The sequence below is a fragment of the Klebsiella sp. 1SOBk5mer genome, from assembly GCF_046603115.1.
GTDB classification, from domain to species: domain Bacteria; phylum Pseudomonadota; class Gammaproteobacteria; order Enterobacterales; family Enterobacteriaceae; genus Klebsiella; species Klebsiella quasipneumoniae.
Map to the genome: position 1 here is coordinate 900,565 of NZ_JBKIUU010000001.1, position 22,056 is coordinate 922,620.

22 protein-coding genes are annotated in these 22,056 nt (G+C 57.3%); 13 read left to right on the forward strand and 9 right to left on the reverse strand.

From position 1 onward, the window contains the following. Positions 1–66 precede the first annotated feature (66 nt). Entirely contained in the window at positions 67–1,536 is a 1,470-nt protein-coding gene (locus tag ACLH1U_RS04415; protein ID WP_285202694.1) for an alpha/beta hydrolase, read from the forward strand. A gap of 52 nt (positions 1,537–1,588) precedes the next feature. Here the strand turns inward: ACLH1U_RS04415 and ACLH1U_RS04420 are convergent, their stop codons facing one another. Continuing rightward, positions 1,589–2,464 carry an NAD(P)-dependent oxidoreductase gene (locus ACLH1U_RS04420; RefSeq protein ID WP_411299091.1) on the reverse strand — a complete coding sequence of 292 codons (876 nt, stop codon included), beginning with the start codon at positions 2,462–2,464 and terminating at the stop codon, positions 1,589–1,591. Positions 2,465–2,594: 130 nt separating this feature from the next. After that, complete coding sequence (locus ACLH1U_RS04425) at positions 2,595–3,479, reverse strand: LysR substrate-binding domain-containing protein (RefSeq protein ID WP_411299092.1); 885 nt, start codon at positions 3,477–3,479, stop codon at positions 2,595–2,597. 111 nt (positions 3,480–3,590) lie between these two features. Here ACLH1U_RS04425 and ACLH1U_RS04430 point away from each other — a divergent pair, with 111 nt between their 5' ends. Further along, on the forward strand, positions 3,591–4,343 hold the full coding sequence (locus ACLH1U_RS04430) for a sulfite exporter TauE/SafE family protein (RefSeq protein WP_411299128.1): 753 nt from the start codon (positions 3,591–3,593) through the stop codon (positions 4,341–4,343). On the opposite strand, the gene ACLH1U_RS04435 is transcribed toward ACLH1U_RS04430, so the two are convergent. After that, positions 4,340–5,038: a GntR family transcriptional regulator gene (locus ACLH1U_RS04435; RefSeq protein ID WP_004205898.1), complete on the reverse strand. Its 699-nt coding sequence runs from the start codon at positions 5,036–5,038 to the stop codon at positions 4,340–4,342. The two genes, ACLH1U_RS04430 and ACLH1U_RS04435, sit on opposite strands and share 4 nt — an antisense overlap. A gap of 267 nt (positions 5,039–5,305) precedes the next feature. On the opposite strand from ACLH1U_RS04435, the gene ACLH1U_RS04440 reads away from it, so the two are divergent. The 7 genes from ACLH1U_RS04440 to ACLH1U_RS04470 all read left to right on the forward strand — a co-directional run bounded on the left by ACLH1U_RS04440 (position 5,306) and on the right by ACLH1U_RS04470 (position 12,745). Beyond that, a complete protein-coding gene (locus ACLH1U_RS04440) occupies positions 5,306–6,844 on the forward strand; it encodes a PTS transporter subunit EIIC (RefSeq protein ID WP_411299129.1) in 1,539 nt (512 codons plus the stop codon). 11 nt (positions 6,845–6,855) lie between these two features. Continuing rightward, a complete protein-coding gene (locus ACLH1U_RS04445) occupies positions 6,856–8,184 on the forward strand; it encodes a 6-phospho-alpha-glucosidase (protein ID WP_411299093.1) in 1,329 nt (442 codons plus the stop codon). A 724-nt stretch (positions 8,185–8,908) separates the two neighbouring features. After that, positions 8,909–10,354, forward strand: a complete 1,446-nt coding sequence (locus ACLH1U_RS04450) for a sugar porter family MFS transporter (RefSeq protein ID WP_032452833.1) — start codon at positions 8,909–8,911, stop codon at positions 10,352–10,354. After that, on the forward strand, positions 10,344–10,787 hold the full coding sequence (locus ACLH1U_RS04455; RefSeq protein WP_032452832.1) for a PTS sugar transporter subunit IIA: 444 nt from the start codon (positions 10,344–10,346) through the stop codon (positions 10,785–10,787). Before ACLH1U_RS04450 ends, ACLH1U_RS04455 begins: the two co-directional genes overlap by 11 nt. A gap of 429 nt (positions 10,788–11,216) precedes the next feature. Further along, positions 11,217–11,468, forward strand: a complete 252-nt coding sequence (locus tag ACLH1U_RS04460) for a hypothetical protein (protein WP_065806201.1) — start codon at positions 11,217–11,219, stop codon at positions 11,466–11,468. A gap of 12 nt (positions 11,469–11,480) precedes the next feature. After that, complete coding sequence (locus tag ACLH1U_RS04465; protein ID WP_065806202.1) at positions 11,481–11,621, forward strand: hypothetical protein; 141 nt, start codon at positions 11,481–11,483, stop codon at positions 11,619–11,621. A 188-nt stretch (positions 11,622–11,809) separates the two neighbouring features. After that, positions 11,810–12,745 carry an alpha/beta hydrolase gene (locus ACLH1U_RS04470; RefSeq protein ID WP_411299094.1) on the forward strand — a complete coding sequence of 312 codons (936 nt, stop codon included), beginning with the start codon at positions 11,810–11,812 and terminating at the stop codon, positions 12,743–12,745. Between the two features lie 33 nt (positions 12,746–12,778). On the opposite strand, the gene ACLH1U_RS04475 is transcribed toward ACLH1U_RS04470, so the two are convergent. Then, positions 12,779–14,434 carry a putative bifunctional diguanylate cyclase/phosphodiesterase gene (locus ACLH1U_RS04475; RefSeq protein ID WP_023289671.1) on the reverse strand — a complete coding sequence of 552 codons (1,656 nt, stop codon included), beginning with the start codon at positions 14,432–14,434 and terminating at the stop codon, positions 12,779–12,781. Between the two features lie 297 nt (positions 14,435–14,731). Here ACLH1U_RS04475 and ACLH1U_RS04480 point away from each other — a divergent pair, with 297 nt between their 5' ends. From ACLH1U_RS04480 to ACLH1U_RS04495, 4 genes are all read left to right on the forward strand, one after another. After that, positions 14,732–14,980 carry a hypothetical protein gene (locus tag ACLH1U_RS04480; RefSeq protein WP_004205912.1) on the forward strand — a complete coding sequence of 83 codons (249 nt, stop codon included), beginning with the start codon at positions 14,732–14,734 and terminating at the stop codon, positions 14,978–14,980. 291 nt (positions 14,981–15,271) lie between these two features. Continuing rightward, complete coding sequence (locus ACLH1U_RS04485; RefSeq protein WP_002904808.1) at positions 15,272–15,490, forward strand: ParD-like family protein; 219 nt, start codon at positions 15,272–15,274, stop codon at positions 15,488–15,490. Further along, a complete protein-coding gene (map, locus tag ACLH1U_RS04490) occupies positions 15,471–16,253 on the forward strand; it encodes a type I methionyl aminopeptidase (protein WP_048297502.1) in 783 nt (260 codons plus the stop codon). The genes ACLH1U_RS04485 and map overlap by 20 nt, the downstream gene beginning before the upstream one ends. Positions 16,254–16,487: 234 nt before the next feature. After that, positions 16,488–17,780, forward strand: coding sequence for a glycoside hydrolase family 10 protein (locus tag ACLH1U_RS04495; protein WP_411299095.1), 1,293 nt, complete (start codon positions 16,488–16,490; stop codon positions 17,778–17,780). Between the two features lie 16 nt (positions 17,781–17,796). Here the strand turns inward: ACLH1U_RS04495 and ACLH1U_RS04500 are convergent, their stop codons facing one another. The 5 genes from ACLH1U_RS04500 to ACLH1U_RS04520 all read right to left on the reverse strand — a co-directional run bounded on the left by ACLH1U_RS04500 (position 17,797) and on the right by ACLH1U_RS04520 (position 21,831). Beyond that, complete coding sequence (locus tag ACLH1U_RS04500) at positions 17,797–19,119, reverse strand: type II toxin-antitoxin system HipA family toxin (protein WP_044523012.1); 1,323 nt, start codon at positions 19,117–19,119, stop codon at positions 17,797–17,799. After that, complete coding sequence (hipB, locus tag ACLH1U_RS04505) at positions 19,119–19,385, reverse strand: type II toxin-antitoxin system antitoxin HipB (RefSeq protein WP_102002303.1); 267 nt, start codon at positions 19,383–19,385, stop codon at positions 19,119–19,121. The genes ACLH1U_RS04500 and hipB overlap by 1 nt, the downstream gene beginning before the upstream one ends. Positions 19,386–19,650: 265 nt before the next feature. Further along, a complete protein-coding gene (gene uraH, locus ACLH1U_RS04510) occupies positions 19,651–19,977 on the reverse strand; it encodes a hydroxyisourate hydrolase (RefSeq protein WP_121936072.1) in 327 nt (108 codons plus the stop codon). Next, complete coding sequence (gene uraD, locus ACLH1U_RS04515) at positions 19,974–20,474, reverse strand: 2-oxo-4-hydroxy-4-carboxy-5-ureidoimidazoline decarboxylase (RefSeq protein WP_032452825.1); 501 nt, start codon at positions 20,472–20,474, stop codon at positions 19,974–19,976. The genes uraH and uraD overlap by 4 nt, the downstream gene beginning before the upstream one ends. Beyond that, positions 20,452–21,831, reverse strand: a complete 1,380-nt coding sequence (locus ACLH1U_RS04520; RefSeq protein ID WP_032452824.1) for a nucleobase:cation symporter-2 family protein — start codon at positions 21,829–21,831, stop codon at positions 20,452–20,454. The genes uraD and ACLH1U_RS04520 overlap by 23 nt, the downstream gene beginning before the upstream one ends. Between the last annotated feature and the right edge of the window lie 225 nt (positions 21,832–22,056).

Below are 22,056 nucleotides of genomic sequence, written 5' to 3' on the forward strand. Positions count from 1 at the left end.
GTAAACCTTCCCTGACCATGATTATTTATACTCAGAAAACAGGTCATTAAGAAAGGAAGCCACGCGTTGAAATGGGTAACCTGGTTAAAACGTATCGTGTTGTCCCTGCTGCTGTTGATTGTTGGCGCTCTGGGACTACGCGTTTATGACATTCAGCGCGGGCCCGAACTGCAGCTCTGGCATACCTGGGTTCCGCATGAAATGGGCGCGGATGAAATCGACGATGCTGACTGGAACGATTACCTCCAAAAAGAGAATGCGCTCTTCGGTGAGGTAAAACGCCAGGTTTCCGATAAGCTGGACGCTGAACAGCAAACCGAACTTAATCGTTACTACAGTCACAGCCCCATCTATCCGGACTCGTTTCCCACCAACTGGAATCGGTCATACATTATGATGCCGGATGGCAAACCGAAAGGCGCTGTGGTGTTGCTGCATGGTCTGACGGATACACCCTACAGTCTGCGGCATATCGCCGAAAATTACCGGCAACAGGGTTATGTCGCCATCGGTATCAGGTTACCGGGCCACGGGACGGTACCCGCCGGGCTGACCGACGTGGACTGGCAGGACTGGCTGGCCGCCACGCGCCTGGCGGTGAGAGAAGCAAAACGACTGACGAGTCATGATGCGCCCCTGCATATCGTCGGATTTTCCAACGGCGGCGCGCTGGCAATGAAGTATTCGCTGGACGCGCTGGATAATGCCGGACTGGCAAAACCCCAGCGGGTGATCCTGATTTCTCCGATGATCGGTATTACCCGCTTCGCGCGCTTTTCCGGCCTCGCGGGCTGGCCCGCGTTTCTTCCCGCCTTCTCGAAAGCCGCATGGTTAAACATCATGCCTGAGTTTAATCCGTTCAAATATAACTCCTTCCCGACGAACGCCGCCCGTCAGTCGTTTCTGCTGACCAAAGCGCTGCAAAAGCAGATTGTGACGGATTCGAGAAATCATAGGCTTAACAGCTTACCGCCGGTATTGACCTTTCAGTCCGTTGTGGATTCAACGGTCAGTACGCGGGCGATCGTGACGGCGCTGTATAACCGCTTACCGGATAATGGCAGTGAAATTGTCCTCTTCGATTTAAATCATACGGTCAGGTTTAATTCATTATTACGCCGGACGTCTTACACCGCGCTGGCGCGGTTGCTGCCCGCGGCGCCGCGGACTTATCAAACCACGATCATCACTAACGCCAATTCCGCCAGTACAGAGATGGAAATTCGCACCACCCGCGCCGGGAAAACAGACACCACGGTGGAAAAACTGCAGGGAATGCACTATTTACCGGACGTCTACTCTCTTTCTCATGTCGCGCTCCCCTTCCCCTTGAGCGATTCGCTGTACGGGCGCTATCCCCATCCGCTGAATCAATACGGGATCAGCCTTGGCACGTTTGCAGCTCGCGGCGAGCGTTCTGTGCTGGTTGTGGGTCTGGACTCGCTGATGCGCCAGTCTTCCAATCCGTTCTTTCCCTATATGATCAAGCGCATTGACGAAGGGATCGACACTCGCCCGGCGCTCTCCGGAAAATAACTCCCCTCTGGATAAGTGGCCACCGAGGCCACTTTTTCCTGAGGGCGCTACACTATGCTTTCGCCGACGTCGACAGCCACTGATATATCGAGGACAGATCCTGCCCGGCAAATCCCGCATCCGCCGCCTGCTGCCACAGTTCGGCGATGTTATCCAGCCCCGGCATGGTGTGCGGCTCGGACAGGGACAAGGCCAGCCGGGCATCTTTCAGCGCATGCGCCAGCTGCATCTGCGGCGCGAATTGCTCATTGGCGATGGCGTCCAGTTTGACTTTGACATAGGGCGCCGCCAGCGGGCCGCCCTCCAGGGCGCTCCACAGCTGGTCGGGGGTAAAGCCCAGCGTCTTCGCCAGCTGTGCGCTTTCCGCGATGCCCTGCATCATCGCAATCAGCCAGGCATTGAGGACCAGCTTCATTTTCTGGCTGTTGCCCGCCTCGCCAAACCACTGCGTCCCACGTGAGATAGCGGCAAATACCTGTTCCGCCGGGCTACACTTTTCACGATCTCCGCTGGCGAGCACCAGGATCTGCGCCTTCTCCGCCGGGGCTTTGGTCCCTGAAACCGGGGCATCGACGAAGGTCATCGCCGGCTGACGCTCCCGCAACAAAGCGATAGCCTCCTGGGTCTCCGCCAGGCCGATGGTGCCCATCTGGCAATAGATCGCCTGCGGCTGACAGGCAGGCGCTATTTGCGCCAGTACCTGCAGGGTAGCCTGACCATCGGCGAGCATACTGATGATCACCTCGGCATCGGCCACCACCTGCTGCGGCGTGGCGTGCAGGGATAATCCCTGCGCCTGTAAATCCTCGCCGCGCGCTGGCGAACGGTTCCAGCCCGCGACGGTAAAGCCCTTCTTCAACAGATTGCTGGCAAAAGCGTGTCCCATGGCGCCGAGTCCCAGCACCGCGACTTTTGGTAATGTACTCATCTTGTCTGTCCTGATTCGCGTGTTAATAAATGGCGGACGTCTACTATCGCATCTCTGGCACGGATGTCAGTAGCAATAACCGCCATATAAAGTGACACTGTCACTATATGATAGCCACGTTTATCGCGGCTCAGGGCTGGCGGAGCCACTCCAGCAAGCGGCGCATCGCTGGCGACAGGCGTTCGTCATCCTGATAGCACAGGCACAGCCGACGCAGCGCCCAGCGATCCTGCAATGTGATAACGGCGAACCGGTAGCGCGGCAGGTAGCGTTCGGCAATAACGCGCGGCAGGATCGCCCCGCCGGCGCCGTGAGCCACCATCTCGCAAAGCCCTTCAAAATGGCTCATCCTGATGCGGACGTTCAGCGCCTGGCCGACTCCGGCGGCCTGCTCTTCGATATGCTGCTGCAGCGCGCTGGTCTGATAGAGCGCGACCAGCGGCTCATGGATGATCGTTGCGAAAGCCACCTCGGCGGCGTCACTCAAGGCATGGGCCGGCGGCACGATCAGCACCAGGGGATCCTCCGCGACGGGCTCCAGGCGCAACGGCCCGGGGTCGACCGCATCGGACACCACCCCGGCCTGCGCCACGCCAGCCAGAATGATGCTGACAATATCCGCGCTGGTGCGCTCTTCGGTGTCGATCTGTATCCCGGGATGCGCGGCCATCCACGCGGCGAGCTTGCCCGGCAGAAAAGCCGACATCGCCGAGGTATTGGCAAACAGGCGCAGCGTGCCCTGCTGACCGCGGGCGAAGGCGTGCATCGCCTGGCACAGACGCCGCTGCTGCTCTAACAACGGACGAGCATGGCGCGCCAGCACCTCCCCGGCCTCGGTCGTTGTCACCCCCCGGGCATGACGGTGCAGCAGCGGCACACCGACCTCCGCCTCCATTTTGCGCAGCCTTTCGCTGGCGGAGGCCAGCGCCAGATGGGCCGCCGCCGCCCCGCCGGTAATGCTGCCGCTATCCACGATGGCGATAAACAGTCGCAGATCGGCGAGATCCAGTCGCATAACGCCCTCCTTTCCCTTCGGTTTTACCGTAGCCTGCGGGCAACATACCGCATTGTCCCCCCGGCGACCAGCTGTTTCAATGCCCTTCTCTGACCCGATAAGTGAGCCATGATGTTTGATCTTCACACTCTCTGTTTACTGCTGATCTTTATCGCCGCCGGGCTGGTCAAAGGGGTGACCGGTATGGGACTGCCCACCGTGGCGATGGGCCTGCTTGGCCTGCTGATGCCGCCACCGGCCGCGGCGGCCCTGCTGGTGCTCCCCTCGCTGTTAACCAATCTCTGGCAACTGCTGGCAGGCCCCGCGCTGGCGCAGATTGTGCGTCGCCTCTGGTTAATGATGACCGGGATGATTATCGGCACGCTGGCGGGGTCATCACTGCTCATCCACCTGAACCCGCGGTGGTCGGCGCTGGCGCTGGGCGTCGTGCTGATAGCTTATGCCGGATACGCGCTCCGTGGTCCGGCGGTGCAGGTTTCCGCCCGCGTGGAAAAGCGCCTGTCGCCGCTGATGGGCGGACTGACCGGACTGATCACCGGGGCGACCGGGGTATTCGTTATTCCGGCGGTGCCCTGGCTGCAGGCGCTGGGCTTTCGTCGCGACGAGCTGGTCCAGGCCCTGGGACTGTCGTTCACCCTCTCCACTCTGGCGATGGCGGCCGGCCTCTCCCTGCACGCTGGCTGGCGCGCAGAGTCGCTGCTGCTGTCGGCGCTGGCGCTGTTGCCCGCGCTGCTCGGCATGTGGCTGGGACAGCGGATCCGCTCGCGTCTCAGCCCGCAGCGCTTTCGTCAGGGCTTTCTGTTGTTCCTGCTGGCGCTGGGGCTGGAACTTGTCCTCCGGGGCCTGCAGGGGGGATCGGCCTAGCGGCGGGTAATGTGCTTCACATTGTATTTACTGGTGTTCTGGTAGATCTCTGAGAAATCAACGATCGCCCGGTTCTGGGCGTAGCTGACAGACTGTACCCGTAGCAGGAGGCTGTTAGGCGCCACCTGCAGCAGCTCCGCCTGCTCGCGGGTCGCCAGCACCGGCGTATAGCTGCGGTGGCTCTCGATAATGGTGATATGACACTCTTTTTTGAAATAGTTGAACTTAGATTGCTCAAGGTTACCCACGCTGAGCCACGGAAAAGCGGCGTACGGAATGTAGCTGTTCTCCACCAGGATCGGGACCTCATCAATCAGGCGCAGCCGCCTGACGTAGTAGACTTTCTCTCCCGGCTGGATCTTTAACTGCTGGGCAATGGCCGGCGGGGCGTCAAGCAACGTGAACTCAATGACCTTATTACGGTAGTTGGTAACCCCCACCACCTGCATCTGGTAGTTAAACCCCTCCAGCTCGCCGCCATGATAGTTACTCTTACGCACAATGCAGGTTCCGCTGCCGTGCCGTCGGGCGATCAGCTTTTCCTCCTCCAGTAGCGCCAGCGCTTTGCGCAGCGTCATCACCGAGACCTGCAACTCCGCAGCCAGCGCTTTTTCGCTGGGCAGCATATCCCCGACGGCGTAGTCGTCGCTGTTGATACGGGCCTTCAGTTCGGTGGCAATCTTTTTATAAATCACTTTTAGATGTCTCGTTGAGATGGAGGGTGTGGAAAAGAACGACAAATAACGTATTGTATTTACAGATAATAGTTAACTTTTACGCGAGAGATTAGACGTTAACTCATCTATAAAAATGGCTATATTTATATATCTCTCCTGCAACAATATATATGACTTTCGTCACAGATGGCCTTTTTCCTGCTCGGGATCCCGGTGGTCTGCTCCTAGTCTGATAAGCCTATTGATCAGGTGATGACAGCAGGCTATGAAGACGAGAGGACAACCATGATTGGCGTGAAAAAGCTTCAGGACTTTTCCAAGGCGATGATCGGGCCGGTGCTGTATCTGCCGGCTATCGGCCTGTTGATCGCCCTGTTCAGCATGACCACCAACCGGCTGTGGGTGGATGAAAGCAGCGGGATCTATCTGTTAGGGAAATTCGTCTCCAGCATGCTCTGGGCGCTGATGAACAATCTCGGGTTTCTGTTCTGCCTCGGGCTGGCAAGCGGTCTGGCGAAAACCCGCAAAGCCGAAGCCGCTTTCGTGGCGGCCATGACCTGGCTGGTCTACCTGGCGGCGAACAACAGCTGGCTGACCCTGACCCATCGCCTGGCGACCGGGGCCACCAACGCGCAACTGTATGGCAGCGGACAAACCTACATCTTCGGTTTTCAGGTTATCGATATGGGCGTGTTCCTCGGTATTATCCTTGGCTGCGCTGTCGCCTTTGTTCACAATCGCGTGGTCGGCATCGAATTTCGCGGCGCGCTGTCGATCTACGGCAACAGCAAGCTGGTGCTGATCGTGATGCTGCCGCTGGTGGGCCTGTTTGCTATCGCCACCGTCTATCTCTGGCCGGTGGTGGAGATGGGCATCTCGGCGCTGACCGGCTTTATGAAATCATTTGGCGCCATCGGGGTCTTCCTGTACGGCTTTCTCAACCGCTTCCTGATCCCCACCGGGCTGCATCATCTGATCTGGTCGCCGTTCGTCTTTACCTCTATCGGCGGTCAGTTGCTGATTGATGGCCAGACCGTCATTGGCGCCAAGCCTATTTTCCTCGCCGAAATCGCCCGTCATCCCGTTGACGCGCTCAGTGATTCCGCCCGCTTTTTAACCTATGGGATGGTGAAGATTTTTGGCACCGCCGGTATGGCGCTCGCCTTCTACCGCACGGCGAAACCGGAGAATAAACAGCGACTCAAAGTCACGCTGATCCCCTTAATTGTCACCTCAGTGCTGGTGGGGATCACCGAACCGTTTGAGTTTCTCTTTATCTTCACCGCCCCGCTGCTGTGGCTTATCTACTCCCTGCTGGACGGTTTCTTCCAGATGCTGGCCTGGCTGCTTCACGTGCGGGTCTGCGCCACTAACGGTCTTATCGATTTTGTCGTCTATAACCTGCCCGCCGGCGCCAGCGTGACGCGCTGGCCGGTATTTGTCCTGCTCGGCCTGCTGGAAACCGCCACCATGTACCTGGTCGGCACCTTCTGCATTACCCGCCTGCGAATGCTTACCCCGGGGCGCGAAGCCGCTGCCGATGCGGCGTCTTCCCCACAGACGGATCAGGCGCATGGCGATTCAGGCAAAGGCGCGCTGGTGATTGCGGGGCTGGGCGGTAAAGAGAATGTTTGTACGGTGGAAAACTGTTTTACCCGTCTGCGGGTCGATGTGCGCGACCCCACTCTCATCCAGCAGACGCTGTTGAAAGAGAGCGGCGGGAGCAGCGTGCTGATTAAAGGCAATCATGTCCAGGTGATCTATGGCCTGGGGGTTAACAAAATTCGAACGGCGGTCAACGCCAGTCTGGATGTAACTGAATAACGAGGTGGTAAATGAAAGATAACTTTGTGGTCACGATTGCCGGCGGCGGGAGTACCTACACGCCAGGGATTGTCATGATGCTGCTGGAAAATATGGCGCGCTTTCCCCTGCGGGAGATCCGTCTGTACGATAACCATCACGAGCGTCAGAAAACCATCGGCGACGCCTGCGCCATTCTGGTGGCTGAACGCTTCCCGCAGGTGAAGTTCAGCTATACCACCGATCCGCAGGCGGCCTTCACCGACGTTGATTTTGTGATGGCGCATATTCGCGTTGGCCTGTATGAGATGCGGGAAAAGGATGAAAAGATCCCGCTGAAATATGGCGTGCCGGGCCAGGAAACCTGTGGGCCGGGGGGGATCGCCTACGGTATGCGTTCGATTGCCGGCGTACTGGAGCTGGTCGATTATATGCAGCAGTACGCCCCGGGGGCGTGGATGCTCAACTACTCCAACCCGGCGGCCATCGTCGCGGAAGCGACCCGTCGCCTGCGTCCCGACGCGCGCATTATCAACATCTGCGATATGCCGGTGGCCATCGAGGGGCTGTTTGCCGACATCCTCGGTCTGCCGTCCCGCAAGGCACTGAACGTCCGCTACTACGGCCTGAATCATTTTGGCTGGTGGACCAGCATCACCGATAAAGCCGGTAACGATCTGATGCCGGCGCTGAAGCGTCACGTGGCGGAGCAGGGTTACAGTAGCCCAAAAGAGGATTTTCAGCATAAGGCGCCAAGCTGGATCGAGACCTTTAAAAAGGTGAAGGATGTGTTTGCCCTTGATCCCCTGACCCTGCCTAACACTTACCTGAAATACTACCTCTACCCTGACTACGAGGTGGCGCACTCTGACCCGGACTTTACGCGGGCCAACGAGGTGATGGCCGGGCGCGAAAAAGAGGTCTTCGATATGGCCCGGGAGATCACCCGTCGCGGCACCGCGGAAGGCGCGCATTTCCACGCCGGGGCCCATGCCACTTTCATCGTCGACCTCGCCTGCGCCATCGCCTTTAACACCCAGGAGCGGATGCTGTTGATCGTGGAGAACAACGGGGCAATCGCCAACTTTGACGAAACGGCGATGGTGGAAGTCCCCTGCCTGGTGGGCGTCAACGGCCCGGAACCGCTGGCGATGGGAAAAATCCCTTTGTTCCAGAAAGGGTTGATGGAGCAGCAGGTGGCGGTGGAGAAGCTGGTGGTTGACGCCTGGATCGAGGGCAGCTACCAGAAACTGTGGCAGGCCATCACCCTGTCGAAAACGGTCCCCAGCGCCGCGGTGGCGAAAGCGATCCTCGATGAGCTGATCGTCGCCAACGAAGGTTACTGGCCCGCGCTGCTCTGATTTTTTGCCGCAACCCTGCCGGGAGACCTTCTCTCCGCAGGGTTATCAGCGGCACCCGTCCCGCGATGCCTGCCTCATAGCCTTCCTTTGGCACAGACGCGACAATGGCCTGCGCAACCTCCTCCACACCGATGCCCCAGAGCCGCCAGCCACGCTTTTCCCTAATCGGAGTAATGAAATATAAATTCTATTCTTCGATATTATGGCGTAAAAATGTGATCTGCGTTGTATTCTTTGAGTTACATTAACCCACTGAAAACAACATCATTATTACTCACTCGCAAAATTAACCCCCTTTTCATGGGGATATCGCGCTGCATGCCATTGTGATTGGCTTCATGTATTTACCTTCCTGCAACACTGATTTGAAATTAAATTTTCATAATGTGATCTTGTAGCATGCTCGTTCCATTTCTTTGTGCCATATTCTTATCACAGTAAATCGCCGGAACGACAGCAACATGCCACACCAGGGCGCTGTCCTGCCGACGCACTGAAGACCGCTAACCCCGAAAAGGAGAACGGATATCGACAACATCCATATCACCACCAAGCCGTAAACCTCTTTGACCGCCATTGCTTAGCGTACCCTGCCATGTGCTGAGCAATTACACAAAGAAGAAAATCATTTAATTCAGTTAGATACGACAACACAGGCGTGATAAATCCTGACTGGGGAGATGTATTTTTATCTTGTGTCGTTCAACAAAATAAAGGGACTACCATGTCATTTATAACAAACCTGAACCAGCAACAGAGAAAACGACTTCATCAGATCACCTTAGTGGCCACCTTCGGCGGCCTGCTTTTCGGTTACGACACTGGCGTTATCAACGGCGCCTTTTCCTCACTGAAGCAGTACATGGCGCTGACCCCGACCACCGAAGGGCTGGTGATGAGCGTCCTGCTGGTCGGCGCCGCGCTGGGCAGCGTGTTTGGCGGCAAGTTTGCCGACTACTTCGGCCGGCGCAAATACTTACTCTTCCTCTCCTTTATCTTTCTCATCGGCGCCCTGCTTTCCGCCGCGGCTCCCGATATCACCACCCTGCTGATTGCCCGCGCCCTGCTGGGGTACGCCGTCGGCGGCGCCTCGGTTACCGCTCCGACCTTTATTTCTGAAGTGGCGCCCACCGAGATGCGCGGCAAGCTGACCGGCCTGAATGAAGTCGCCATCGTTATCGGCCAGCTGGCGGCGTTTGCCATTAACGCGATCATTGGCATCATCTGGGGCCATCTGCCGGACGTCTGGCGCTATATGCTGTTAGTGCAGGCGATCCCCGCTATCTGCCTGTTTGTTGGTATGTGGCGCGCGCCGGAAAGTCCGCGCTGGCTGATCAGCAAAAACCGCCACGAAGAAGCGCTGCATATTCTCAAACAGATCCGCCCGGCGGAACGCGCACAGAAAGAGTATGACGACATCTCCACCCTGATCAAAATTGAAGCCGGCAATAAGTACAGCACTCAGAACACCTTCACCACTATCCTCACAACGCCATGGATCCTCAAAATTTTGCTGGTGGGCATTACCTGGGCCGCACTGCAGCAAACCACCGGGGTGAACGTCATTATGTATTACGGTACGGAAATCCTGAGTGCCGCTGGCTTCTCAGAGCGTACCTCGCTGATCTGTAACGTGCTGAACGGTGTCTTCTCCGTCGGCGGTATGCTGATTGGCGTGCTGTTCCTTGTCGACCGCTTCAAACGTAAGACGATCATCATCTACGGCTTCGCCATTATGGCCACGCTGCATCTGATTATCGCCGCGGTCGACTACACCCTGGTGGGCGATCTGAAAGCCACCGCTATCTGGCTGCTGGGCGCGCTGTTCGTCGGCGTGATGCAGGGCTCGATGGGCTTTATCACCTGGGTGGTATTAGCTGAGCTGTTCCCGCTGAAATTCCGCGGACTGTCGATGGGGATCTCGGTATTTTTCATGTGGATCATGAACGCGGTAGTCAGCTACCTGTTCCCGCTGCTGCAGGCGAAACTGGGCCTGGGGCCGGTCTTCTTCATCTTCGCGGCCATCAACTATTTGGCGATTCTGTTCGTGGTGTTCGCCCTGCCGGAGACCTCCAATAAATCGCTGGAGCAGTTAGAAGCAGAGCTGTCAGCGAATCATGAGGATAAAAAATCCACTCGTCTCACCAGGGAGGTTGGCTATGATCGATAACATCACGCTGGATAATCTGCACATCGGCTGCAAGGCCAGTAATAAAGCGGAAGTCATCGCCATGATTGGCGCGGAGTGTAAAGCCAAAGGCTATGTCAATCAGGAGTGCGTTCACTTTCTGCTGGAGCGTGAACATCAGGTTTCCACTTTTTTGGGCAATGGCATCACCCTGCCGCATCTGCCGAAATCAGCGACGGATATCATCCTTAAAACCGGGATTGAGATCTTTCAGTTTCCTGATGGCGTTATCTGGGATCGCGGCAACGTGATGTTTATTGCCATTGGCGTGATTGCGAAAGAGAAAGAGCATATTGACGTGCTCAAAGAAATTGCCTCGATATTCAGCGATGAGCTGATCGCGAATGCGCTGTCATTAATCTCTGACAAAAATGACTTCCTGAAGATCCTCCAGCATAACGCACTGCCCCATTAAGTGCGCCACCGGCCGGGGCGCAGCCCCCGGCCCTTCCATTTATTGGTCTGGCAGCAAACAGACATTGCGAAAAATCTAATTTTCCCCGTTATCACGTCAATCACAATAATAACCGGGGAAATTAACGCATATTAAATTGCTATCATATCTATTTATTATGCGTCTCCTCTTATTCGATACACTAAAATAATCAATAAAAACAAAATGTTAAGAATTTAATCAGTGTTTTACCCTCTGTTTTGTCAATCAGGCCGCGAGTACCGTGCGCCAGTATTTCCTGCGCTATCCCATTAGTTTTGATTTATATCAATACCTCTTCCATGGTTAAAATGCATTTTACAGCGCGATTATTTTGGCAAGGTGTATACGACATTGGTCTTACGATTTGGATATTTATTTAGCCGGCCCGCAAGCCTGTGGGGATGGCTGATGTGTAACGCGCTTAACGGTATCGCCATCGTCCTTTGCTTTCGCGGGATAAGCGTCGTGACAGGCTATCGTCAAGCGGTCTGGCAGGTCATCATCACGCTGGCTATTATTATATCGACCTGGTATAGCGCTAATTATTTCGCCGCCCTGGAAGCGCGGCGCGACAGACGACGCTTTCTGCTGCTGGCCTGGGTGGTCATGACCATTCTGTTGAATTTCATTCACCTGAGCGGTGGCGAATACGGTTATTAAAGGAGCATGCCCATGACGCTGGCGATGCTGTGGGTGCTTATCACTCACCATAAAGGGCTCGCGCTCTTGCTGGTCGTGATAATTGCACTGCTGTTTATTGCGCTTACCCCGCTGGTCAAAAAAGTGCTGAGCACCCTTCACGATCGTTCCTGACCTTTCTCCCATAGCCGCCAACAGGCGGCTATCTCTCCTCCTGATGGACTGAATCCGCCACCAGCCTCAGCGGCATGCCACCTGCTACTGCGCGCATAAAAAGAAATGAGAACCATTATCAATGAAGCTATACTAACGTGTCAGCCCAGGCAAAACGCCAGATGACAGAGAACAGGAGGACAGACGAGGTGAAGCAGGATTCAGGGATCATCACAGCGCGGCAGACGCACGGATTGCTGACGCTGGCGATAGGCGCGCTATTTTACAGCAGCGGCAGTTTCGCCCGGCCGGATCTGCAGCCGCTGGGACCGAATATTGCGGATAAAGGGTCAGCTTTCTATCATTTTACCCAGCGCCAGTACGACTCTGCCGATGGCGAACGCCATTACCGGGTGTGGACCGCGGTGCCGGATAAAGCGCCGCCGGACGCCGGTTACCCGGTGCTGTATATGCTGGACGGCAATGCGGTGATGGATAAACTCAACGACGCGTTTCTGCAACAGCTCTCCGCCAGTTCCCCACCGGTCATCGTCGCTATTGGTTACCAGACGGCGCTGCCCTTCGATACCGCCGCCCGGGCCTGGGATTACACTCCGCCGCTGAAGACGGATGAACCTCGCGCCGGGAAAACCGCGCTGCCGCCGCGAAAAACCGGGGGTAATGATCTGTTTCGTCAGCTGCTGAGCGAAACGATGGTTCCGCAAACAGAAGCTAACCTGAAAATCGATCCTCGCCAGCGCGCTATCTGGGGCCACTCTTACGGCGGACTGTTTGTACTAGACGCGTGGCGAAACCACTCCCTTTTCAGGATCTACTATTCTGCCAGCCCGTCGCTTGGCCAGGCGCAGACGTCTCCCCTGAAGGACACCCAGACCCTTGATGCCACCGCGTTTACCGGGACGTCCCTGTATCTGCTGGAAGGCGACGGAAAAGCCGCTGGCGAGCCCTCCGGGCATGAAACCTCCCTGGGCGTACTGCGTCAGACCCAGCAGCAGCTGGCCAGCAACGGTCTGACGGTGCAATTCTGGCGCTACCCTGGCCTGACGCACGGTCAGATGTTCGAGGTCTCCCTGCGCGCGGCGCTGCTGCACCTCTCCGGGCAGCCTACTTTAGCTCATCAGTAACGATCCCGCGCCCACCAGCCCACGGCGGGTGCGTTAATTCTGCCGTGGCAGATGTTTAACATCGACCGGTTCGCCGAACAGAAAGCCCTGCATTTCGTCGCATCCCTCTTCTTCGAGGATTTGCCGTTGCCCTTCGGTTTCTACCCCTTCGGCGATAAGCGGGGTATTGATTGAGTTGCCCAGCGAGATAATCGCCCGCACGAACGAGCGAACCTGAGGATTGCTCTCCACATCCTGCATAAAGCTACGGTCGAGCTTGATGACGTCGAAATGAAAATCGCGCAGCATGCTCAGGGAGGAGTAACCGGTGCCGAAATCATCCAGCGCAATACTGATGCCCATCTTTTGCAGATGATGCAGCACGCTGAACGCCAGCTGTTTATTGATGATAAACGCCGTCTCCGTCACTTCAAATTCCAGCAGGCTAACCGGATAAGCGGTTCGCATCAGGATCTCGCGGACTTTTTCGATAAAGCTGCGGTGACGTAACTGTACCGGTGAGATATTGACAGAGATTTTTTTATTCAGCCGATTATCCAGTGATTCGCTGCACACCTGCTCCAGTACCCAGTAGCCTAATGGCACAATAGCGCCACTCTCTTCGGCGATGGGAATAAACACCTCCGGCGGGATAGCCCCCAGCTGCGGATGCTGCCAGCGCAACAGCGCCTCATAACCGGTGATGCGACGATCTTTAATGTTGCGGATCGCCTGATAGTGAAGCGAAAACTCCCCCGCCTGAATACCGCGGCGGATGTCGGCGGCCATCATATTCCGCTGCCGCGTCTTGTCGTCCATCTCACGTTCGTACCAGCAAATCTTGTGGTCGAGACTGCTCTTTGCCCGATACATGGCCAGATCGGAATTGCTCAGTACCGTATTAATATCCGTCCCGTCCTCCGGGTAGACGGAGATACCTATGCTGGCGGAGAGGATCACTTCCGTCGCGGCAAACGTCTGCTTACCGCTGAAGCAGTGCCAGAGACGGGTGGCAAAGGCGTCCACCTCGCTTTCATCGGCAAAAGGTTTGACGGCCACAAACTCATCGCCGCCGAAGCGGGCGACCATCTCCTCCTTCTGCAGCGTTTTCAGCACGGCGCCTGCCACGCGCTGCAGCAGCTGATCGCCAATAAGATGGCCCTGCAGATCGTTAATCTCTTTAAACTTATCTAAATCGATGGTGAAAACGGCAAAGCGGCGGGCGTCATTACCGGTGATCAGCTTTTCCACCCGCTCAAAGAACTCCACCCGATTGGGTAAACCGGTCAGCGCATCGTAGCGCGCCATCCACGCGATGCGGTCATTGATCGCCTTCTGTTCGCTGATGTCGCGGGTAATTTTGGCAAAGCCCAGCAGGTTATGTTGTTCATCGCGGATGGCATTGATCATGACATGCGCCCAGAACCGGGAGCCATCTTTACGATACCGCCAGCCTTCGCCTTCGAACTGGCCGCTACGCAGGGCAATTTGCAGATTTTTTGCCGGCACCCTGGAGAGCTGTTCGGCTTCGCTATAGAAGAGGCCGAAGTAGCGACCGACGATCTCGTCGCTCAGGTACCCTTTTGCCCGGCGGGCGCCCTCGTTCCAGCTGATGACCGTCCCATCGGCGCTCAACATATAGATGGCATAATCTTTAACACTTTCAATAAAGTGGCGATAGGCAATGTCCGTCAGGTGATCGTTACTCATGGTACAGCGCTCTCTGTGGCTCGGTCGTGGCAAAACGCATTAGATATAACAGAATCACGCCCATAATGAATACAAGGTTAAGGTGTTTTATGGTCGGCTTTCCGGCCCGGGCATGCGCCGACCGCGCGGTGCATACGCCTGTTAAGCGTAGTGGACCTGGCCATCTTCGGGAGTGACAAACTCGGCGATTTTCGCACTTAGGTCGCCCACTAATAGTTACTTTTATTGATTAAAAAGTTTGATTGAAAGAATAAATAAAAGGAGTAATGTTAATAATACTTTCTATGGAGGTTAAATATGTTGCGTGATTATTTAAAAGTGGAAAAAGAAGATCGCCTGGTTGAACAACAGAGTCGTCATGACAATAGTCAGCATTATTCTTCGGTGACCGAATGGGTTATTTTAAGTAAAGATGGCCAGCGTAAAGGTCGGGTATCCCTGTTTGACCGCTTCACCACCCGCCGCTCCTGGAGCGACAGCTTCCGCATTACGCAGTTCGATAATGCGGGTAAAGTGGTGGTGGATAAACTCACTGACGCGCTGTAAATCCCCCGGATTCCCGGCCTGACGGGAGAATATTCATACGCAAAATTAACACCTGCATAAAATATATTGATGCGTCGCCATCATGTTATTTTCATTCCGCATACTGATAACCTAATGGGTAATTTTCGCCATGGCAAACAGCGCGAATTTTTAACCCGAACACATGCTGAAAAATAAGCCCGCCGGTCGGGCTTTTTTGCATGGTGTTCGCCGCCCAGTCCACTAAATGCCAGGGACATTCCGCGCTGGATGGTATACGATACATATACGAATCATATATGGGTTGTTGCTATGGGAATCGTCAAAATCTCCGATCTGCTGCACGATGACATTCGTGATGCCAGCAAAGCCATGTCCCGCTCCGTCAATGCGCAGGCGGAATACTGGATCCGTCTGGGCATGATGAGCGAACTCTACCCCGAGCTTAACCACCAGCAGATCAAACTGCTGATGCTGAAATCCGGCTCTGACCGTCTGCTGGAGGTGATCAATGCCATCAATAATCATTAAAACCGCCGATGAGCTCGCGCGCCAGCGTCATGCCGGCCAGCTGCTGGCATCGGTGTTTGCCATGCTGGATACCTTTATCGTTCCCGGCGTGACGACGATGGAAATCAACGATCGAGTGGAAGATTTTATCGTCAACCAGCTGCACGCCCGCCCTGCCAGCAAGGGGCAATACGACTTTCCCTATGTGTTGAACACCTCGATTAACGACGTGGTCTGCCATGGCATCCCAAAGGCGACCGAGCATCTGCGCTCCGGGATGATCGTTAACGTCGATATTACCCTCGAGAAAGCGGGCATGATCGCTGACTCCAGTAAGATGTACCTGATAGGCGACGTTTCCCCGCTGGCGCGCCGGCTGGTAAAGACCACCTATGAAGCGATGTGGAAAGGCATTGAGGTGGTGAAACCTGGCGCGACGCTGGGCGACATCGGCCATGCCATTCAGCGCTGGGTCGAGGACCATGGCTACAGCGTGGTCAGAGAATACTGCGGTCACGGCGTCGGTCAGGAAATGCATGAAGAGCCGCAGGTGCTGCACTACGGCAGGCCCGGGGAAGGCGCCGTGCTGCGGGAAGGCATGGTATTCACTATTGAACCGATGGTGAACCAGGGCGACAGTCGTATCAAGACCAAAAAGGATGGCTGGACGGTGGTCACCCGCGATAAAAAACTCTCCGCGCAGTGGGAGCACACCGTGGCGGTGACCGCCAACGGTTTTGAGATACTGACGCTGCGCGACGACGAGCAGTCGCGGATCCGCTGAGTTACCTGTTCGCTTTGCCGAGGCGCCCATAACGGATAATCCTGCCCGGGGCCGGGAATGCTGAGGTACCTTCTGGCGGGGCAGCCCGACTGACGCCTCTCTCTTGATGGCCGCAGTCCGAACAAGGAATTGCTCTGACCGGCGAATCGTAAGAGAATAGCGCCTACACGCGACGATCTGATTACACGGGAGTTCATCATCAGCCATTCTCGTCGATTCCCCTTAGCCAGCAAAGTGGCGCTGGCAGGCGCGGCGCTCATCGCCGCCGGCATGCTGTTCAGCTGCACCAGTAAGGCCCCGAAATCCCTCGTCACGCCGCCGAAGAGCGCGACCGTTAAAGCCGGTCAGACGCACCGGGAGCCGGTACGCGGCATCTGGCTGACCACCGTCTCGCGCCTTGACTGGCCGCCGGTCGGGTCGATTATCGCCAGTACGCCGGAAAGCCGCATCACGCAGCAGAAGCTGGCGCTGATCGCCAAACTCGATAATCTGCAGCGCCTGGGGATCAACACCGTCTTTTTCCAGGTGAAACCGGACGGTACGGCGCTCTGGCGGTCGGATATTCTACCGTGGTCCGATATGCTGACCGGCAACATCGGCGAATATCCCGGCTACGATCCGCTGCAGTTTATGCTGGATGAAGCGCACAAGCGCGGCATGAAGGTTCACGCGTGGTTTAACCCTTACCGCGTCTCGGTCAACACCAAACCGTCGACCATTGCCGAGCTGAATAACACCCTCACTCAGGTACCGGCCAGCGTGTTTGTCCTGCACCGTAACTGGATCCGCACCGCCAGCGACCGCTTTGTTCTCGACCCGGGTATTCCCGAAGCGCGTGACTGGATCACCAGCATCGTCGCTGAAGTGGTGCAGAACTACCCGATTGACGGCGTGCAGTTCGATGACTATTTCTACACCGAAACCGCCGCTTCCCCGCTTAACGACAACGAGACCTTCCGCCGTTACGGGCAGGGCTATGCCTCGAAGGGCGACTGGCGGAGGCATAACACTCAACAGCTTATTGCCCAGGTCTCCGCGACCATTAAAAAACTCAATCCGAACGTCGAGTTTGGCGTAAGTCCGGCCGGGGTGTGGCGCAACCGCTCCCACGATCCAGTGGGGTCTGATACCCGTGGCGCGGCCGCCTATGATGAATCCTATGCCGATACCCGCAGCTGGGTGCAGCAGGGACTACTCGACTACATCGCCCCGCAGATCTACTGGCCATTTGCCCGCGATGCGGCGCGCTATGATGTGCTGGCCAACTGGTGGGCCGAGGTGGTTAAGCCCACCCATACCCGGCTGTATATTGGCGTGGCGCTGTACAAGGTGGGTGAACCGTCCAAAAATGAGCCTGACTGGACGGTGGATGGCGGCGTGCCGGAGCTGAAAAAGCAGCTCGATCTCAATGAGTCCCTGCCGCAGATCCAGGGCACCATCCTGTTCCGCGAAAACAACCTCAATCAGCCGCAGACCCGCCAGGCGGTTAACTACCTGCGCAGCCGCTGGGGGCAGCCGCAGAGCTAACCGCCACTCGGCTTCGCTATCGCGCCTGCAGCCCTTGCTGCAGGCGGGCGTGCAGTTTCAGCATGTTCTCCGTGATCGCCCGCCAGACGTGGGCGGAAAAGTCCGCCGGCAGCGTTCGGCGGGCGCTTTCGATGGCCTGCGGCACGCGGTCGGCAAACTCGTCAAGGATCGCCAGCATCTGGTCCCGGGGAAAGTTAACCGCTTTGGCGGTCGCCAGAAAATGACGCGGATAGATGGCGTTAATCTCCGTTTTCCGCCCTCGGGTGGCGTTGAGCCCCATCGACAGCTTCAGATCGCGCAGATGCAGTCCCGTCCCTCCCAGCACCGGAAATGCCGAAATAATGTCGTAGAACGGCGTGAGCCGGTAGCTGCCGCCGGGCAGCAAAAAGAGCGAGAAATTCTTCGCATGCCCGTCCGTTGCCCCGGTTAGCCACTGGAACACCATGAACTTCATAAAGTCATAGCGATCTTTCAGGGCTTCACTGGAGCCCAGCAGAAAGGTCATGATCGCGGCGATACCCGGCCCGCCGTCAGACTCGTATTTCATCGACGACGGGATGCCGAATGCCTGACACAGATCCTCCTGCGGCAGCCGCAGCAGCACGCGCCCCTCCTGCGCCCAGCGCCGGTCGAAGCGGGTCACCGCCAGCGCACGGATCCGCGGGGTGGTGATAATCTCCGCCTCCGGCACCGCCAGGCCCAACGCCCTGGCCAGCGCCAGGCACAGATATTCGTTATCCACGCTTTCGCGCAGATCCAGCGTCGCATTGGGCTGCTTTATCTCGCCAATGGGCAGTTTAATGATATGGGTGGTCGGGGTGGTGCCCTGCGGAATACACCAGTGCTCGCCCATTCGCAGCAGCGCGGTTTTCTCCTGAGCGCCGGCCACCGAGATACGAAAATCGTCCTGGCCGGTCACCATCCCGAGCGGAATATCCGACTGGTAGGCGGTCAGCAACGCGGTCAGTTGCGCCTCATCCAGCGTCTGCCAGCGCAACGCTGCAAGATGCGCCTCTTCCCCCGGCGGCAGCAGAGTCACCGCCCCTACGCTATCCCGGCCGACCTCGGCCAGCAGATCGAACGGCTGTTTCGAGCGCGCCTGATAGCGCCTGACGATCCGGTCGCGGACCTGGGGGCTGTCGGGCAACAGGTTATCAAAATAGTGATACACCGCGTCGGCGGTGATATTGCCATACTGCAGCGGCAGCGAGAGGGAGAGCGGCCTGGCGCGCGGGCTGCGCAGCCACTCGTCATCATAGCGGAAACTGTGCGCCCCGTTGGCCTGGCGGGTTAAGGTTCCCACGCGCACATTGTTCATCCAGGTAGTGAGCGTCGCCATTACCAGTCCAGATCCGTGGTGTTATCGGGGGCCGTCGCCGTCTCGGCCGGCTTGGCGTTCAGGGTCATCACCACCCCCAGCGACTGGAGGATCTTGAACAGGGTGGTCAAGGTGGTTTTGTCCGGGTGATTTTCAAAATTGGACAGCGTCGCCTGTTTAATGCCGATCCGGCTGGCCAGCGCCTCCTGAGTCCAGTGATTTTGCTGGCGCAGCAGTTTCAGGTAATTGGCCAGCTGAACGGGACTGTATATCTGCGGGGAATTCATCGCCTTGTTCCTCACCATCGTTTATCCCCCCATCGGGATAAATCTGCTTTTATACCCTACAAGGGATAATGTCAAGGTTATCCCCTGGTGGGGATAGGAGAATACTTATCCTTGTGTGGGGATAAAACAGGAAGAATGGTGGCCGGAGACACCTTTACATGCCCGGTGGCGGCTGCGCCTTACCGGGCCTACGGGCTGACTCTCCCCGCTCCGTAACGATCCAGGCCGGGCAAGCGCAGCGCCGCCCGGCAATGGGCAGCCGGGCTTAGCTGCCGCGGTAGGTCGACCACCCGCCCGGGGCTATCAGAAACGGCAGATGGAAATGGTCATCTGTCGCCTCGCCAATGACAAAATCAATCTGCGCCCGGGTAAAAACGCTCTCGCGCCCGACGCGGGTAAACCACGCCCCCGTTTCCGCGGTTAAGCAGTAGCGCCCCGCCGGCAGCGGCGCGGCGCTGAAGGTGGCGATACGCCCCTGGGCGTTAGTTACCAGGTTCGCCAGCGTCTCGCCCTCCCGGCTCAGGCTGACCGCCACGCCTTCCGCCGGCGTGCCGGTGGAAATATCCAGAATATGGGTGCTCAGGGTACTCATTCGCCAATCGCTCCTTCCAGTCTTAACATCGTAATTTCCCGCAGCTGGGCAAGCGCCTCAGCCACTTCTTCGTCGGCGGTATGCTGCAGCCGGCGCGTCAGCGCCTGCAGCATCTCTTCGCCGCTGCGCCCTTTGGCGCGGATTAAAAACACCCGGCCAAAACGAGCCTCGTAGCGGGCATTCCCCTCCCGCAGGGCCTGCGCCAGCTTTTCATTATCGCTGTCCACCGCCGACTGCTCCTGGCGCGACATCGTCGCATGCGCCTGGCTGCCGGTCGGTTTTTCGCCGATCCGCGGATGGGCGCTGAGCGCCGCGTTCAGATCGTTCTCCCCCCAGTCGGCCATCGCTTCCCGGGCGACCTGCAGCAGCGCTTCACGGCAGGCGAAGGGTCGCAAGCTCACCAGCGTATCGCTCCAGGCCGGGATCGCCACGCAGGGGGCCAGCAGCGCCACTGCTTCATCATGACTCAGACGGTTAAACTGTCTCAGCGCGATCATCCTGACTCCTTATCGTTTTCGTCGCCGCCTGCTCCTGCGGCAGAACAAGGTTCAGCGCTATCGCCACCAGCCCACCGCTGGTGGCCGCCGAACCGAACAGATCGCCGACCATCGGCGGAAAATGGCTGAGAAACGCCGGCACCGACTCCACGCCAAGGCCCGCGCCAAACGCCAGACCAACGATCAGCACATCGCGTCGGGTGAGCGGGTTCTGGGTAATGATCCGGATCCCGGCCGCTACCACACAGCCAAACATCACCATCGTGGCGCCCCCCAGCACCGGCGCCGGGATCTGCCGCAGCAGTTCGCCCACCGGCGGGAACAGCCCAAGCAGGATCAGAATCACGCCAATGTAGCGCCCGACATAGCGGCTGGCCACCCCGGTCATCTGGATCACGCCGTTGTTCTGCGCGAAAGTCGTGTTCGGAAAGGCGCTGAGCATCGCGGCCACCATGCAGCTGACGCCGTCCGCCAGGATACCGCCCTTCAACCGGTTGCGGAAAGCGCGATCGTCAACAGACTGTTGCGAAATCAGCGAGTTGGCTGTCAGATCGCCCACCGCCTCCAGAATACAGACCAGCGACACCAGCGCCACCGGCAGAAAAATCGCGCTGTTAAACTGAAAACCGAACGGAAACAGCGTCGGCAGGCGAAACAGGGTGTCGCCCAGGCTGTGAAGGTGGAACTGACCGCTCAGCCCTGCCGCCACACAGCCCACGGCAATGCCCACCACCACCGAGGAGAGCCGCAGCCAGCGGTTTTTGGCGCAGCTCAGCAGAACGATAACGCCAAGGGTACCCGCCCCGAGCGCGATATTGCTCATGCTGGCGAAATCCTGCGCCTTTTCGCCACCGCACCAGTTAATGACGCTGACCTTGATCAGGCTGATGCCGATCAGCGCAATCACGCTGCCGGTAATGATGGGGGTAAAGATTTTCTTCAGCGGTTCAATAAAGCGGCTGACAATCACCGGCACCAGGGCGGCGACAAAGTTAACGCCAAACAGCATCGCCATAATATCCTGTGGCCCGCCGCCCTGCGCTTTCACCCACATCCCTCCGGCTACCGCCACGCCAAGAAAGGCGAAGCTGGTGCCCTGCATGCAGATCATCCCGGCGCCAATGCCCCAGACCCGGTTGGACTGCAGAAAGGTACCGATACCCGAGGCCAGCAGCGACATACTGATGAGATACGGCAGCCAGTCGCCAAGTCCGAGGGTGGCGCCGATAATCAGCGGCGGCGTGATGATCCCCACCAGACCCGCCAGCACATGCTGGAGGGCGCTAAAAAAGGCCGCAAGCGGTGGGATCCGCTGTTCAAGGCCGTAAAGCAGGCCGCTGTGATGTTCGTCAGACATGGTGTTATCCCGTAGCAAAGAGAAGTGCAAGAGCTTCTGCACAAAGCAGGCCAGAGACGACCAACGCGAACGAATAAATTTATTAATACTTTAAAATCATTTAGTTAAATCACTCCAGTCATGCCTCGCTCCCCACCGCTGCGGAACCAGAGTACTGAAACGATAGATTCTTAATGCAACATAAAGAAACTTTTGATTCATAAAAAGGCAACCAATGCGTCACAT